Consider the following 14,071-nt stretch of genomic DNA (forward strand, 5'->3'; position numbering starts at 1 on the left):
TCCTTTCTGTCTGTAATGTAGTGAAGAAATATTTACCAACTGTTAAAAATTCTAAAGAGCATGTCGATTACTGTCAAGGCTTATGTGGGAATCTGAATATGACAAAAAGATTACAAGAAAAAATCAAGGCATAAATTTACACCTTGATTTCCATTTAAATGCATATATTGAATGTGAAAGGACAGAAATTATTCGGGTTTAAGAAGATGCCATATTGGATTGTAACAAGATTTGATTAAATGATTTTTGCAGTTTTTTGGTGATAGGCCCAACTTGCCCATCTTGAATCGCGGTTCCATCAAGGTGGGTCATTGGTAAAATTTCAATCGTTGTGCCTGTAAAAAAGCATTCATCTGCTTGATAAACGTCACGAACGCTGAAAAGTTCTTCCTGTACAGGTATGTGAAGAGTATTCGCTAAAGAAAGGACATATTGACGAATAATGCCATTTAAAATAAGGTGATTGGCTGGATGTGTGTAAAGAGTTCCGTTTTTAATTAAAAAGAAGTTGGAATGGCTTCCTTCCGTTACAATACCATTCCTTACGAGAAGTGCCTCTTTACAGCCTTTTCGTTCAGCTTTCGTAGCAGCTAGTACGTTTGGTAATAAATTTAATGATTTAATGTCACAGCGTAGCCATCGAGTATCGGGTTCTGATATAGCGCGTATACCATATTCAATCCATAAGGCTGGTCTTTCTTTTTTTGTAATATAGGCATAAATTGTCGGAGGGGTGTCATATGAAAATACATGTGTGCGAGCTTGTACACCACGAGATACTTGCAAATAAATTGTGCCATCTTCATGGAAATGATTTCGTTCAATTAATTTGTAAAGTAAAGTGATGAGCTCAGCTTTTGAGAAAGGGAGCGATAATTCTACTTCTTCCATGGATCGATATAATCTCGTTATGTGCGGATCTAATAAGTGAAAGTTCCCTTTATATAGGCGAATAACCTCGTAGACACCATCTCCGAACTGCGAACCTCTCTCTTCAAGTTCTATGTACGTTTGTTGTTTTGTTGTATCAATAACTTCATCATTCCAAAGTACAAATTTTTCGTATGCCAATTTCCGTCCCATCCTTTCGTAAGTACGTAAGTAACGTGAAACTTTCATTCATGCGAGATAAAAATCACTATAGTAATTTTTATGTAAGCAATTCTCTACATATGACCGTATATGTATTTGTAAATCATAGAGAAGTAAGGATGGTTTACCCCGCATTAATGGGCAGTAAAACTCCTACTTAAAAATTCGGGTGGAGCAAAGAAGTGAATTGGGCGAATAACTGCCCGTAGCTGCCCGATTGGTGAGGGCTGATTAAAGTTTCACTTTACAGCATTTTGTATATACAAATTCGAAAATAAGAATGAGAATCCTGCTTTTAAATAAAAAAAAAGCAACATTCTTATGGAATGCTGCACAAGGAGGGTAGCTATCTTTCATAGGGACATTGTCTCGTTGAATGTTTTGTGTATGGAAACAAAACATGTTGAAAGACAATTATAAGAAAGTAGAAACAAAAGATTTACACACTTCTTTAAGGGATCTTACGAAAGATGAGAGATAAGAAATATGTAGAACCTCGTTTACATATTTTATTATAGAGATTCTTCATTAACACTATGTGAATATTTGGTAAAGGTTATGTAATTTTAAAGTTAATGAATATAAGTAGTTGTATGGAAGAAAATAAAAAAAGAGGCTGAGATTACTCAGCACTCTTCTTTTCTTCTTTAATAACTGTTTTTACTTCACCAGTTTTGATCTTATTACTTTCAGAGAAGCGAAGTAAGTCACCTTCAATGATTTTATCAGACATGTTCAATTCATTTTGGGCGCGATCAATTAGTGGTTGAGATTCTTCTTTCGGTAATTGTACAACTTCGCCAGTAGCACGGTCATAGAATGTACTGTTTGTGTACATGTATTTATCTGTAACGAAGCTACCGTCACGAAGAACAACGAATCCTTTATTATCAGGTGAGAATACATCATGACCGAATCGAACGTCATTTGTAGAATCTACACCAAGTAAGTTTAGAATAGTTGGTTTAATGTCAATTTCACCAGTTGGTTTCGAAATTGTTTTACCTTCTTTTTGACCTGGAACGTGAATAAACATCGGTGTTTTTTGTAAGTTCATATGGTCAAATGCAGTGATTTCTTCTTTTCCTAAGAACTGTGCCATTGCACGGTTATGGTTTTCAGAAATACCGTAGTGGTCACCGTAGAATACGATTACTGAGTTGTCGTAAATACCTTCTGCTTTTAGACGCTCAATAAAGTGTTTCATTGCTTCGTCTAAGTAACGAGCAGTTACCATGTAACGGTCAAATACGCCATCACCAGAATTGTATTCGTCGATTAATTTTGTACTGTCATCGTAAGTGAATGGGTAATGATTCGTTAAAGTAAGGAAGCGAGTATAGAATGGTTGCTTCACTTGTTTTAACATATCAATAGATTGATCGAAGTACTCGATATCTTTTAATCCCCAGTTTAATTTTGTTTCTGGCGTAATCTTGTAGTCAAGTTCGTTGTAGTAACGATCATAACCAAGTGCTGGATACATAATGTTACGGTTCCAGAATGTTGCGTTGTTTGCGTGGAATACCGACGTGTGATACCCTTGCTGACGTAAAATTTCTGGAGTTGCTGTATATTCATTGTTACCGTGTGTGAAGAATACAGCACCGCGGTCTAGTGGATATAACGAAGTATCTACTAGGAATTCAGCATCAGATGTTTTACCTTGACCAGTTTGATGGAAGAAGTTATCAAAGTAATAACTTTCTTTCGTAAATTGGTTTAAGAATGGTGTAACTTCTTGTCCGTTAACTGTTGCACCAATTAAGAATGTTTGTAATGACTCAAGAGAGACAACAATTACGTTTTTCCCTTTTGCAGTACCGAACATATTTGGATCTGGTTTACTTTGTGTTGTTTTTACGTAGTTTTCTGTTTCTTGTAATTTACTACCGTCAGCGAACGCTTTTTGTGAACTTGATTTTGCTTGTAAGCCAAGATCGTATACTTGGTGTACATATAATCCTAAGTTTTTAACAAGCATAACGCGGTCGAATGAACGTGTTAATAGTTCTGGGCGTTCAGCTTCTGCAAGTCCTAAGTTTGCGAAGAAAATAGCAACTGTTGATACGAAGTATAGAGAACGCATCGGGCGTGCTACACGCTCTGTAGGTGCAAAGTTCTTCATTTTCTTTAATAGAACGAAGAAAACGATAATGTCTGCAAATGCAAGGATAATTTTGTAGTTAAATAATTCTTTCACACTAGAACCTAAACTTCCGAAGTTAGATGTTTGTCCTAGCACCGGTAATGTAACGAAGTCATTGTAGAATCCGTAGAACATTACGTTACCAACAAGAACGATTGTTAAGACAAAATTAATTCCAAGTGCTATATAGTTACGTTTTTTCCCTTTTGCAAATAATGCAAGACCAACAAGCAGTAATGATGCTGCTAATGGGCTAAGGAATAAAATGAATTCTTGCATGAAAGATTCAAGTTTTAAATCAAAGCTTGTGCGTGTAATAAGGTAAGTTTTCAGCCATAAGGCTAAAGCTACGAATAAAGTGAAACGCACATTTTGAAATTGTGATTTCAAGGTTTCTTTCATTCATTTCCACCCTTTCTCTATCAGGCTTGGTCGATTTTGGAGCGAAAAATGCTAAAATAAAAAATACATAGTTTTCTTGGCCATAATTAAAGGTTCTATATTCACCCATATACGACTATAACTATGCATACCCTTTTGGTTTCTTTTGTTGCTCATAAGCATAACGTCATTTCTGTATTATACAACAAAATTCATTTCTGAGAAACACTATAACATTTTACATTTTTTGTATAAGATTTGTCACTACCAGAGAAAACTTTAACATTCGTTTATATGTCCGTCAACTAGAAAATATAACAAAGGTAGAGCAGAATGTTAAGTGGAAGTGAAAATTTTCTTTGTTGAGAAATAAGAAACGAAGATGGGTAAGGGTTATCTAGAAATCTATTATATGAAGGAAATCGTGTGAAAATTAACGAACACTTGTTCTTTTTTAGTTTGTTTGTTACAATGGAAGTTCATTGATAGGTTTTGTGTAATTTCCATGAACTTTTACTGATAACATATTGTAGCTTATTTCTTTTTAAAAATAGGGAGGCTTTTTACATGAAACAAAAATTTTCAGTTGAAGCGTTTTGGAAGAAAGTAAAACATGTTGCAAAGCAAGCAGGGCAGTCGGTCATTTATGCAAGTTTATTACTGTTTTACGTTTTGCAAAGACCCGATGTTCCAAAACGAGTGAAAATTATTGTAATTGGAGCACTTGCTTATTTTATTGCACCGATTGATGCGATTCCAGATTTCATTGCTGGAATTGGCTATACGGATGATTTAGGGGCGTTAACGGCCGCACTAATACAGGTGTCGTTATACGTCAATGAAGATGTGAAAGATAAGGCACGAGTGAAGTTGGCAGAATGGTTTGGTTCGGATATAGACACAACATTTATCGATCAGAAATTAGGTCAATAGGTGAAATCTGTCATGAGGTGACAGGACGAACGTAAGCGAGGAAGTGCATTATGCCATCAGGAAGAACGCATACGAAAATAAACTTAATATCCCTTCCGGTTGTTTTGTTTTTGCTCTTTTCGTATGGATTAACAAATTTTGATTTTTTATTAACTTTTGCAATTGGTTTTTTAGTAGGTACTTCATTTTTAACACCAGATTTAGATACGTACAGTAATGCTTATAACAAATGGGGTTTCTTACGTATATTTTGGTATCCTTATAAGAAAGTAATGCCGCATCGATCTTTCTTTACGCATACGATTATACTTGGTGATGTGATTCGTATTGCGTACATGTTAATTGTCTTTTCTCCATTTTTATTACTATTAAATGTAATCGCATTGGATGGTAATTTAATAGAAATTGCGCAGAAACATGAGGTTGAAATTGTAACATTCTTAATGGGAATTGTTGTGGCAAGTACGCTCCACATTATAGCGGATAAAGTGAATACACGCCGAAAGAAAATGATGAGAAAAAAGAAGAAACGCAGAAGATAAAGTGAACGAATTAGGAAAAGGGCCCCTTACAACTTGCAAGGGGCCCTTTTTAAACAAACATTTGTTTAAAATTAAGCTTTCAGCACTTTAATTCCTTTTACAATGTTCCAGATGAAGTAGTATAAGCTGATGATTCCGCAAATAGCTAAGACAATCATTGATCCAATTCCAAGTGTTACATCTGGTTGATCAGATCCAAGACCCATAATTCCTAAAATAGTTACGCCAATGAATGTAGCGATACTTGGAATGATGTGTGTCCATAGAGCACGTTTTGCATGTGGTTTTGTTTCAGCGTCTCCTACAATCCAAACGATAATAGGGAATAAGATAGGGGCAAATAGTACACTAAAGTATGATAACGCAGCTAATATTTTATTTCCGTTCATATATATCACCTCATAAATAATTTCTGTTGTTATACTATTATTATGCAATAATTTTGGCAAACTTCCTATCGATGAACATTACAAGAACGTGACGATTTTGTAAGATTTTCTGTTAAATAATAAAATTTTCAAAAAAATCTTTTTTAATAGAAATTGTTATGGTACAGTATAAATGAAAGTTGTTGAAAACGTTTTCTTAAACGTTTTTTTATTTTAGACTTAAAGGTATGATGACCTGATAGTCTATTGATGGGGTTATTCTATTCAAAAGGGGATTCTTTAGGGGGAGAGAACAATGAACACATGGACACAAGTTTATGATCCATTCGGAAACATTTGGATTTCGGCAGCGGTCGCACTTATTCCGATTATCTTTTTTTTCTTAGCTTTAGCAGTTTTCCGCATGAAAGGGTATGTGGCAGGGTTTATTACAGTTGTACTTACAGTTTTAGTAGCGTTATTCGCTTATAAAATGCCGTTCACGATGGCAATGGCAGCGACCGGATATGGTTTCTTATACGGATTATGGCCAATTGCTTGGATTATCATTATGTCGGTATTTTTATATAAAATTTCTGTGAAAACAGGTCAATTCGATGTGATTCGTGCATCGGTATTATCGATTACGAACGATCATCGTCTACTCGTTATTTTAATTGGATTTTCATTTGGAGCATTTTTAGAAGGAGCGGCAGGATTTGGGGCACCAGTAGCGATTACAGCAGCGCTTCTTGCGGGTCTTGGGTTAAATCCTTTATACGCAGCAGGTCTTTGTTTGATTGCAAATACTGCACCAGTGGCGTTCGGAGCGATGGGAATTCCGATTACAGTTGCTGGACAAGTAACAGGTATTGATCCACATAAAATTGGACAAATGGCTGGGCATCAATTACCGTTCCTATCATTATTTGTTCCATTCTTTATCGTATTTTTAATGGATGGGTTTAAAGGGATAAGACAAACGTGGCCTGCGTTACTTGTAGCGGGTAGTTCATTTGCGATTACGCAGTTCATTACAGCGACATTTTTAGGGCCGGAACTTCCGGATATTACATCGGCACTTGTAAGTTTAATTAGTTTAGCGCTGTTCTTAAAAGTTTGGCAGCCGAAAGAAACTTATCAATCCGGGCAAGTAAATAGTGAAGTAGCAGCAACAACGACAGTAGCATCGATGCCGAAATTAACGTTTGGAAAAGTAGTGAAGGCATGGTCCCCATTTATCGTATTAACGGTTATGGTAGTCATTTGGAGCCAAAGTTTCTTTAAGGCATTATTCACTCCAGGAGGGGCTTTAGAAAGTCTTGTATTTAAGTTTGAAATTCCAGGTCTGCATAATCTAGTAATGAAAGCAGAGCCAATTGTAAATAAACCAACGCCTTACGAGGCAATTCTGAAGTTTGATGTATTATCGGCAACCGGAACAGCGATTTTAATTGCGTGTATCATTTCCATGTTTATTTTGAAAATGAATGTAAAAGATGCAGTAGTGACATTTAAAGAAACGTTAAGCGAATTAAAAATGCCAATTCTATCTATCGGATTCGTACTAGGGTTTGCATTTATAGCAAACTATTCTGGTCTATCTTCTACGTTAGCGTTAGCATTAGCCGGAACTGGCGGACTATTCCCGTTCTTCTCACCATTCTTAGGCTGGATTGGCGTATTCCTAACAGGGTCTGATACGTCTGCGAATGCACTGTTCTCAAATTTACAAGCCATTACAGCGCAGCAAGTCGGCGTATCTGAAGTGCTTCTCGTTGCAGCAAATACAACAGGCGGTGTAACAGGTAAAATGATTTCCCCGCAGTCGATTGCGATCGCTTGTGCAGCGGTTGGTCTTGCTGGAAAAGAATCGGATTTGTTCCGTTTTACAGTGAAGCATAGTTTGTTCTTCGTAATTATTGTTGGTATTATGACTTATGTTCAGGCTTATTATTTAACGTGGATGATTCCATAAACAACAAAAGAAATAAACTTTTAATTTTCCAAATTATGGTGTATGATAGAAAGGTATTGAAAATTAAATCAGTGATAAACTAGGGGTGCCTAACGTATGCGTAGGCTGAGAGAGAAGCGCGTGAACTTCTTAACCCTTTGGACCTAATCTGGCTCGTACCAGCGTAGGGAAGTTAACGGCTTTACATAATGATGTCTTTATGAGCCAGGTCCTTATTTTTTTATGGACCTGGCTCTTTTTATGGAAGATGCGCAAATTGGGAATACCGACAGTAGTGGATAGGGTTGTTCAACAAGCAATCAGTCAAGTGTTTGGTTCAATATTTGAAAAACAATTTAGCGAATCTAGTTACGGCTTTAGACAAGGGCTCTTTTATGTTTGTATTTCGGAACTTCATCATATTTCTTTAAATAATAAGCACGGTAAGTAGCTTCACGAAATTGTACAGAGTTGGCAGCTTCAACCATGTAATAACGAAGATACTGGTTTCCCGTTCGTGTCATGGGTGTTCGTTCCGATTCAAAGTTTCCAGATTGCGATTTTTTCTAGTAAAGACCGGTGTATTTGGCCAATTGTGCTTCGTTCTCAAAGCGTTCAATTTGTCCAACTTCCGCAATGATTCCCGCGGCGTATACGACTCCAATGCCTGGAACACTTGTTAAATATCTCGCTTCTGGAATGGCTTAGAATAAAGCAGTAATGCTTTTTTCTATCTCTTTGATTTGTTTTTTCAATGTTTGAATCAATCGTGCATAAGTGGCTAATACAACGTCCACAGAGTCTTGAACGACCTTACCTAGTCGGTAGGAGTCACGTATGGCTTTCTTGATGGTTTTCGCTAAATCTTCCGGGTCGCTAAAGCGTCCTTTCCCCTTTTTCTGAAGAAGAGTAGCGAGTGCTTCTAGATCCATTTCTGCGATTTCATCCAACGAAAGGGAATCTGAGAGTATTTCCATCATCGTCGCACCAAAAACAGAGGTATTTAACTCTTTCGATAACGTATTACATTTGTAGTAAAGGTTCTTCAGAAAGTGTTGCTTACATTCTGTTTGCTGGTGAACGAGTTGATATCTAGATCGTGTTAAACGTTGAAGGGCAACGTATTTTTCCTCCTTGATAAGAAACTTATTATACCGTCCGATTCGTAAAAAATCGGCAATACGGAAAGCATCTATTTTATCGGTCTTATCTTCTTCAAAGAGTTTTTTATACCGATGGATGGCTTTTGGATTTTGTACGACCACTTCCACGTCTAAAGCCCTCAAATCCTTATCTTCCGTTAGGAACATGGAAGGACGGAAACTATAGACGGAAGTAGATTCCATACCAATGACAATTTTTTTATAGTTGTACAACTGATGAAAATGGAGAACATCCTCCTTAATGGCGTTGGCACCATTCACATCGTTTGAAAGACAAATTTCTTTCAAAACAGTGTCATGACTGTCAAGAAAACATACATCAAGTTTTTCAGAGCTTACATCAATAGCTACGAATAATCTCAAAGAAAGGACCTCCTTTCTTTGAATAGTATTTGGAATGAGCTTGGATACTGTGGGATCTCCCTAGAGTCAAAAACATAGCCACAACCTCGCGTATGAGTATTCAATGATTGCCTTCATCTAAGCTACTCCTCCCACCATTATGAGAGGTAAGTGAAGGAAACCGATACAGCTTGTGCGTATGCAGTGCATTTTGGTCTGGGTCACAGTCTTTTAACGTGGTCGAACTACAGGAGGAGTAAGCATATTCCCGATGGATCCATTTCCATACTTCCATTATCTGGGGAAATCCCCCAGTATCCAAGACTAAATTTTACCCATACATCATTTTTTTGATGTAGCTCTTGAAGATAAAAACTATTTAATTTTCAAGGAACAGTTATTAACTTAAAACTTATTATACGAGGAGGGTGTATCATGAAAAAAATATGCTTTGTATTAATTGTCGACGCTGGTATAAATTATGGTTCAATATTTTCTCTACCATTTTTAAGGAATCAGGATGATTTGAAGGAATATTTTTCTAAGTATTATGATGTTTCAATTAATTATATTAGGGATAAAAACTCAGTTGACTATTTGGTAGTTCCCAAACCGTGTCCAGCTTTTGATAATGAAAATAATCTTCCAATAATTGAAGTACCAGCAATCTTATTTATGGAAAAGAATTTTGAAAAAATAAAGACTTATATAGACAATTATTTTTCTAATAACTCATAAAGAAAATAAAAGTACAGTAAAAAGAAGTCCGATAAAAAACGAGTGGTGTAGAATATTTCTATTAATCATTCGTTTTTTATTATATTTACATATATTTTTTAAAAGAGGATTATAGACGTTCTGAAAAAAAATAATTATAACAAGAATAGTGTTCATGCTACTATCTACGGTTATTTTTTGTACTAAGTACCCCTTTAACTAACAAGACAACAAAAAAATAATTAACATATTAAGGAAATTACGTTACAATAAATGTAAGAGATTTTTCTTTGAGTTTTAGCTCTGAATAATAAAGATAGTTAAATCACTAAATGGAGGAGCAGGTCAATTTTGTTCCTTGTATAGTAAATTGTTACCTATCTCTATTGCAGGTTGTATGGCAGGTAACAGTAGCAGTTGTAGCGAAATACAGCAGAGACAAAGGCTCTTTGGCAAACGGGACTGATGAATGTATTTGGCAAGTAAAAAATGGTTCTTCCCGGAGTTAGTTGAAAAGTCTCATTCTCTCCAAAAGTAGAATCTTTGTCCGCAATGTGGAGAATTTGCATCGATCATACATGATTCTTTTAATAAGCTTTAACTTGTTTATGCTCCCTTCGGTAAGACCATTATTATTCTCATAAGTTACCGCATTTCTGACAGCTTCAATATCCCGGGCTAATCCATTCGTAAAGCTCTTAAACTCTTGTATATTAGTATTCTTAATTTTCTTAATACAATGGTTGAGATTCTCAACACTCTTTGTGGTGAAGATGTTTTTAAACTCCCATGTTAAATCATAAACTATTTTTACAATAGGGTGTTCTTCGTAATTATTGTTGGTATTATAACGTATGTTCAAGCATATTATTTAACGTGGATGATTCCATAAAGAGAAAAAGAAATAACCTTTGCATTTTTCAGATTATCGTGTATGATGGGAAAGTATTGAAAATTAAATCAGTGATAAACTAGGGGTGCCTAACGTATGCGTAGGCTGAGAGAGAAGCGCGTGATCTTCTTAACCCTTTGGACCTGATCTGGCTCGTACCAGCGTAGGGAAGTTAACGGCTTTACATAATGATGTCTTTTATGAGCCAGGTCCTTATTTTTTTATGGACCTGGCTCTTTTTATTTTGGCATGCGCTGGCCATATCTCGTCCTTGTCACGAACAGGGGAGGCAACAAAGGTTATGAAACAGTCTGTTTCAGCTGAGCAAATTGAATTGAAATCGAGTTTACCAGGGAGTAAGAAAGTATATGTGGATGGACCACGCGCAGGCATGAAAGTGCCGATGCGTGAGATTGAACAAAGCGAAACGAACGGCATCCCAAATCCTCCAGTCCGTGTGTATGATACGAGCGGTCCTTATACGGATCCGGCGTATAAAGTGGAGCTGGAAAAGGGAATTCCAACGCCACGTCATTCTTGGATCATGGAGCGCGGGGATGTAGAGGCATATGAAGGGCGCGAGATGAAACCAGAGGATGATGGTGTGAAAGTGGCTTCGAAACATACACCTGTTTTCCCGCAAATGGATCGCCAGCCGCTTAGAGCGAAGCAAGGTGCAAATGTTACGCAAATGCATTATGCGCGTAATGGCATTATTACGTCTGAGATGGAATACGTTGCAATTCGTGAAGGAGTAGAGCCGGAGTTTGTTCGTAAGGAAATCGCAGAAGGCCGCGCTATTTTACCAGCGAATATTAATCATCCAGAAGCAGAACCGATGATTATCGGGCGTAATTTCCACGTGAAGGTAAATGCAAATATCGGAAACTCTGCTGTATCTTCTTCTATTGCAGAAGAAGTAGAGAAGATGACGTGGGCAACGCGCTGGGGTGCAGATACGATTATGGATTTATCTACAGGTAAAAACATTCATACGACGCGTGAGTGGATTATTCGTAATGCGCCTGTACCAGTTGGAACTGTACCGATCTATCAAGCGCTGGAAAAAGTAAACGGAATTGCAGAAGATTTAACATGGGAAGTGTACCGTGATACGTTAATTGAGCAAGCGGAGCAAGGGGTTGATTACTTTACGATTCACGCTGGTGTATTGCTTCGTTACATTCCAATTACTGCAAAGCGTACGACAGGTATCGTTTCGCGTGGTGGTTCGATTATGGCGCAGTGGTGTTTATTCCATCATAAAGAAAACTTCCTATATACTCATTTTGAAGAGATTTGTGAAATTATGAAGCAGTACGATGTTTCGTTCTCTCTTGGAGATGGATTACGTCCAGGATCGATTGCAGATGCAAATGACGAAGCACAGTTTTCTGAGCTTGAAACACTTGGTGAATTAACGAAAATTGCTTGGAAACATGATGTGCAAGTTATGATTGAAGGACCTGGACACGTACCGATGCACTTAATTAAAGAGAATATGGAGAAAGAGCTTGATATTTGTCAGGGCGCGCCGTTTTATACACTTGGGCCACTAACGACAGATATTGCACCAGGTTATGACCATATTACATCGGCAATTGGAGCTGCGATGATCGGTTGGTTTGGAACGGCGATGCTTTGTTATGTAACGCCGAAAGAACATTTAGGTTTGCCAAACAAAGATGATGTACGCACGGGTGTTATTACGTACAAAATTGCAGCGCATGCGGCTGATCTTGCGAAAGGACATAAAACGGCTCATCAGCGTGATGATGCACTTTCAAAAGCACGTTTCGAATTCCGTTGGCGCGATCAATTTAATTTATCTTTAGATCCTGAACGTGCGATGGAATATCACGATGAAACGTTGCCTGCAGAAGGGGCAAAGACAGCTCACTTCTGTTCAATGTGTGGACCGAAGTTTTGTAGTATGAGAATTTCACATGATATTCGTGAATATGCAAAAGAAAATGATTTAGAAACGACAGAAGCAATTGAAAAAGGAATGAAAGAGAAAGCAGAAGAATTTAAAGAAGCTGGTAGTCATTTATATCAATAACACGTTACACCTCTTTACTTGATTGATCACACTGTAGTACCTAACTTTATTATAGAAGAATCCCCATTTGCTAAGACGGTAGTAAATGGGGATTCTGTTGTTTATAAGGCAAAGAAGAGATGTACCCAGTAGAATAAGAGGAATAGTGTGACGACTGTTGTGAGCGGGATAACGATAAGGGATACACTTAAATAGTCTTTCCATTTTACTTTAATTTTGTTTTGTTTCAGAATATACATCCAAATGAGTGAAGCTAGTGTACCAATTGGTAGTAATAGTGAACCGATGTCACTACCAATGATGTTTGCAAGATAGATTGTTTTTAATGTGACCGGATCTAGTCCCATTTCTGTTAATGTGATTGTACCAATCATAAGGGCAGGATGGTTATTGAAGACGTTAGAGAGGATGGATACAAGTCCGCCCATTGCAAAGCTAGCATAGAGTAGATGCTGATTCACAATTGGCTCGAGCCATTGTACAAGTGCAGCTGTTAATCCTGCGTTGTGGAGTCCGTAAATAATGACGTACATAGAGAAGGCGAAAATTAAAATGTGCCACGGTGTCTTTTTCAAAATGTCGACAGGGTTTGTTCGTAAGTAGTACCATCTCCAAATGAGAAGAACGAGTGAACCAAGTACTGCAACGATTTCAATTGGGATGGATAAGAAGGATGCAACGAATAGAAGACAGCGCATCAGGAAGACGAAACCTAATACTTTTAACATGAATCTTGTCCGTTTTTGTTTCGTATCAACAGAATTATTTCCTTTTAGTGGATGGAAGTTTTTCGTGAAGAAAATTTCTTCAATATCATATGAAGAAACAGGTAATTTTTTCGGAAGTTTTTTCTTCAAAACTGTATACATGAGCCATGACATAAATAATAAGCCTAATGTTGCAGGTACAAACATCATAGCAGTATGCATATAAAGAGTCATATTAACGATATTTAATGCAATTAAGTTTACGATATTACTTACACCAATTGGTGCACTAGATGCGGTAGCGATTAAAGCTCCGCTTAATAAATAAGGAATTTGTTGATGTGGTTTTAATTGAAGGTTTTTTAGAAGAAGAATTAAAATGGGAGTTGTAATTAAAATACTACCGTCGTTATTAAATAAAAGAGTCATAAGAAAACATAATAATTGAATATACCAGTATAGACGGCGTCCAGAACCTTTCGCTAGATTTGCCAGTTTCGCTGCGGACCAATGGAAGAAGCCGAAGCTTTCTAATATAACTGCCATGACGATGGTCGCTAATATTGTTATGGAAGCACCGCCAATTTTACTTATAATATCCATGACGTCTGGTTTTGATACAAGTCCAGTAATTATGATGATACCAGCTCCGATTGCTGCTGGCCACGCCTCATTCAAACCTCGAGGCCGCCAAAAGATAACGATCATCGTTAAGAAGAATACAATAATAGTAATCCATATTTCAATGCTCATATTTTGCCTACCT

12 protein-coding genes, 2 pseudogenes and 2 riboswitches are annotated in these 14,071 nt (G+C 37.0%); of the genes and pseudogenes, 7 read left to right on the forward strand and 7 right to left on the reverse strand.

Annotation, left to right across the window (positions count from 1 at the left end; translation table 11 throughout):
- Positions 1-198 precede the first annotated feature (198 nt).
- Both DN404_RS03645 and DN404_RS03650 read right to left on the reverse strand, forming a co-directional pair.
- Positions 199-1,083, reverse strand: a complete 885-nt coding sequence (locus tag DN404_RS03645) for a D-amino-acid transaminase (RefSeq protein ID WP_080120341.1) — start codon at positions 1,081-1,083, stop codon at positions 199-201.
- 631 nt (positions 1,084-1,714) lie between these two features.
- Positions 1,715-3,643: an LTA synthase family protein gene (locus tag DN404_RS03650; RefSeq protein WP_000665335.1), complete on the reverse strand. Its 1,929-nt coding sequence runs from the start codon at positions 3,641-3,643 to the stop codon at positions 1,715-1,717.
- Between the two features lie 546 nt (positions 3,644-4,189).
- Between DN404_RS03650 and DN404_RS03660 the strand changes: the two genes are divergently transcribed.
- Together DN404_RS03660 and DN404_RS03665 are read left to right on the forward strand one after the other, a co-directional pair.
- Positions 4,190-4,555, forward strand: a complete 366-nt coding sequence (locus tag DN404_RS03660; RefSeq protein WP_000810369.1) for a YkvA family protein — start codon at positions 4,190-4,192, stop codon at positions 4,553-4,555.
- Positions 4,556-4,605: 50 nt separating this feature from the next.
- The gene (locus DN404_RS03665; RefSeq protein WP_001139061.1) at positions 4,606-5,097 is read left to right on the forward strand and encodes a metal-binding protein; all 492 of its coding nucleotides are present in this window, start codon (positions 4,606-4,608) and stop codon (positions 5,095-5,097) included.
- A gap of 71 nt (positions 5,098-5,168) precedes the next feature.
- Here DN404_RS03665 and DN404_RS03670 read toward each other — a convergent pair whose 3' ends face one another.
- On the reverse strand, positions 5,169-5,486 hold the full coding sequence (locus DN404_RS03670) for a magnetosome magnetite crystal formation protein family (RefSeq protein WP_001014099.1): 318 nt from the start codon (positions 5,484-5,486) through the stop codon (positions 5,169-5,171).
- A gap of 295 nt (positions 5,487-5,781) precedes the next feature.
- On the opposite strand from DN404_RS03670, the gene lldP reads away from it, so the two are divergent.
- Together lldP and DN404_RS31395 are read left to right on the forward strand one after the other, a co-directional pair.
- Positions 5,782-7,443: an L-lactate permease gene (lldP, locus tag DN404_RS03675; protein WP_046393082.1), complete on the forward strand. Its 1,662-nt coding sequence runs from the start codon at positions 5,782-5,784 to the stop codon at positions 7,441-7,443.
- A 71-nt stretch (positions 7,444-7,514) separates the two neighbouring features.
- Positions 7,515-7,630, forward strand: a riboswitch (TPP riboswitch).
- A gap of 69 nt (positions 7,631-7,699) precedes the next feature.
- Positions 7,700-7,873, forward strand: coding sequence for a reverse transcriptase family protein (locus DN404_RS31395; protein WP_033695279.1), 174 nt, complete (start codon positions 7,700-7,702; stop codon positions 7,871-7,873).
- Here the strand turns inward: DN404_RS31395 and DN404_RS31245 are convergent.
- Both DN404_RS31245 and DN404_RS03685 read right to left on the reverse strand, forming a co-directional pair.
- Positions 7,800-8,123 (reverse strand): annotated as a pseudogene (locus DN404_RS31245) (transposase). The gene DN404_RS31395 and the pseudogene DN404_RS31245 sit on opposite strands and share 74 nt — an antisense overlap.
- Before the next feature lie 3 nt (positions 8,124-8,126).
- Positions 8,127-8,948: an IS110 family transposase gene (locus tag DN404_RS03685; protein ID WP_074553754.1), complete on the reverse strand. Its 822-nt coding sequence runs from the start codon at positions 8,946-8,948 to the stop codon at positions 8,127-8,129.
- A 414-nt stretch (positions 8,949-9,362) separates the two neighbouring features.
- On the opposite strand from DN404_RS03685, the gene DN404_RS03690 reads away from it, so the two are divergent.
- Entirely contained in the window at positions 9,363-9,665 is a 303-nt protein-coding gene (locus DN404_RS03690; protein WP_000717611.1) for a hypothetical protein, read from the forward strand.
- Between the two features lie 484 nt (positions 9,666-10,149).
- Here DN404_RS03690 and DN404_RS31250 read toward each other — a convergent pair whose 3' ends face one another.
- Positions 10,150-10,461 carry a transposase gene (locus tag DN404_RS31250; protein WP_074553787.1) on the reverse strand — a complete coding sequence of 104 codons (312 nt, stop codon included), beginning with the start codon at positions 10,459-10,461 and terminating at the stop codon, positions 10,150-10,152.
- Positions 10,462-10,464: 3 nt separating this feature from the next.
- On the opposite strand from DN404_RS31250, the pseudogene DN404_RS31255 reads away from it, so the two are divergent.
- Both DN404_RS31255 and thiC read left to right on the forward strand, forming a co-directional pair.
- A pseudogene (locus DN404_RS31255) lies at positions 10,465-10,536 on the forward strand (L-lactate permease); the annotation flags it as partial.
- 71 nt (positions 10,537-10,607) lie between these two features.
- Positions 10,608-10,723: riboswitch (TPP riboswitch) on the forward strand.
- 114 nt (positions 10,724-10,837) lie between these two features.
- Positions 10,838-12,598, forward strand: coding sequence for a phosphomethylpyrimidine synthase ThiC (gene thiC / locus DN404_RS03700; protein WP_006917602.1), 1,761 nt, complete (start codon positions 10,838-10,840; stop codon positions 12,596-12,598).
- A 101-nt stretch (positions 12,599-12,699) separates the two neighbouring features.
- Here thiC and DN404_RS03705 read toward each other — a convergent pair whose 3' ends face one another.
- Positions 12,700-14,058 (reverse strand): arsenic transporter, encoded by a 1,359-nt coding sequence (locus tag DN404_RS03705; RefSeq protein ID WP_000021123.1) that lies wholly within the window; start codon positions 14,056-14,058, stop codon positions 12,700-12,702.
- Between the last annotated feature and the right edge of the window lie 13 nt (positions 14,059-14,071).

Source organism: Bacillus sp. TE8-1 (assembly GCF_008368855.1).
Taxonomy (GTDB): domain Bacteria; phylum Bacillota; class Bacilli; order Bacillales; family Bacillaceae_G; genus Bacillus_A; species Bacillus_A cereus.

Coding starts and splice junctions, on each gene's coding strand:
- DN404_RS03645 (WP_080120341.1), bottom strand. CDS start 1,083: ATGGGACGGAAATTGGCATACGAAAAATTTGTACTTTGGAATGATGAA.
- DN404_RS03650 (WP_000665335.1), bottom strand. CDS start 3,643: ATGAAAGAAACCTTGAAATCACAATTTCAAAATGTGCGTTTCACTTTA.
- DN404_RS03660 (WP_000810369.1), top strand. CDS start 4,190: ATGAAACAAAAATTTTCAGTTGAAGCGTTTTGGAAGAAAGTAAAACAT.
- DN404_RS03665 (WP_001139061.1), top strand. CDS start 4,606: ATGCCATCAGGAAGAACGCATACGAAAATAAACTTAATATCCCTTCCG.
- DN404_RS03670 (WP_001014099.1), bottom strand. CDS start 5,486: ATGAACGGAAATAAAATATTAGCTGCGTTATCATACTTTAGTGTACTA.
- lldP (WP_046393082.1), top strand. CDS start 5,782: ATGAACACATGGACACAAGTTTATGATCCATTCGGAAACATTTGGATT.
- DN404_RS03690 (WP_000717611.1), top strand. CDS start 9,363: ATGAAAAAAATATGCTTTGTATTAATTGTCGACGCTGGTATAAATTAT.
- thiC (WP_006917602.1), top strand. CDS start 10,838: ATGAAACAGTCTGTTTCAGCTGAGCAAATTGAATTGAAATCGAGTTTA.
- DN404_RS03705 (WP_000021123.1), bottom strand. CDS start 14,058: ATGAGCATTGAAATATGGATTACTATTATTGTATTCTTCTTAACGATG.